Source organism: Alteromonas sp. MMG017, assembly GCF_018100795.1.
GTDB lineage: Bacteria > Pseudomonadota > Gammaproteobacteria > Enterobacterales > Alteromonadaceae > Alteromonas.
The window spans coordinates 1-863 of sequence record NZ_JAGJDY010000047.1 but is presented as its reverse complement, the minus strand read 5'-3'; the positions used below and the strand labels follow the sequence as shown (position 1 = coordinate 863).

1 protein-coding gene is annotated in these 863 nt (G+C 44.1%); it reads right to left on the bottom strand.

The window, feature by feature from the left end; genetic code table 11:
- Positions 1–110: 110 nt before the first annotated feature.
- On the bottom strand, positions 111–422 hold the full coding sequence (locus J8L84_RS20165) for a hypothetical protein (RefSeq protein ID WP_211072267.1): 312 nt from the start codon (positions 420–422) through the stop codon (positions 111–113).
- Positions 423–863: the final 441 nt, after the last annotated feature.

Sequence of the window (863 nt, the reverse complement as noted above, 5' to 3'; positions counted from 1 at the left end):
TCAATAACGGGCGCAGACATGTGGGGCATAATGGCGCAGCCGCCCCGCGTGTTTGCGTCCCAGCGAACGCAGTGAGTGAGTTTATTGAGTTGTTAGGCCGTGCTGATAAGTTAGTCATGGCTATTAATAAAACTTTGTAACTCATCTGAGAAGTTACTAATTTGTTTAGCTTCTAGAAGGCCGTCTGATTTCATCAATGCAAGTTGCAGCATAGCTTTAGACCTTGCATTATAATCGAATATGTTGGCGATACGTTTGTCGCTGTTTTCCATCAATTGATACAAATAAAGATATTTTTCATGATTTGAAAGTTCGGGATTATCGATTCCTTTACGCACATCGTCCAAAACTTGCTGGCAGCATTTATCTAATGCATCTGCCTTAACTTGTTTGAAGTGTTTCCAATCTGCCTCTGAAATCATGTTCTACCTCTATAGGCCTAACTTTAAGCTAAGGGGCGCAGATGCGTGGGGCATAATGGCGAAGCCGCCCCGCGTATAGGCGTCCCAGTGACCGAAGGGAGTGGCTTAAGCGCTTTGTTAGAAGCAGAGCCTGTTCCCTTGGCATTTTTAAAAACTAATAAAGCCAGCATACGATTGATTATTAACACAAACAAGTAAAACGACAGTGCGGTGATGTTTTGATTTGACAGAAGCAAGCCGCCCTTTGAGGTGACAAACGCAATGGCGCTTGCTGACTGAGAATAAGAACTTGGCGATAAAGCGCCTATTGCGCAACCTATGAAGTTGAAGCGGCGAAGTTAAAACCACCAAAAGCCAGAGCGATTTTTGAAACAGCAGGTGAGGGCGGTTGAACTGTTATTTGTATTAAGCGAAACGCAGTTTAGGCTGACGCCTTCTAAC

Bases quoted from the DNA above. Each gene is read 5' to 3' on its own strand.
- J8L84_RS20165 (WP_211072267.1), bottom strand. From the start codon at position 422: ATGATTTCAGAGGCAGATTGGAAACACTTCAAACAAGTTAAGGCAGAT.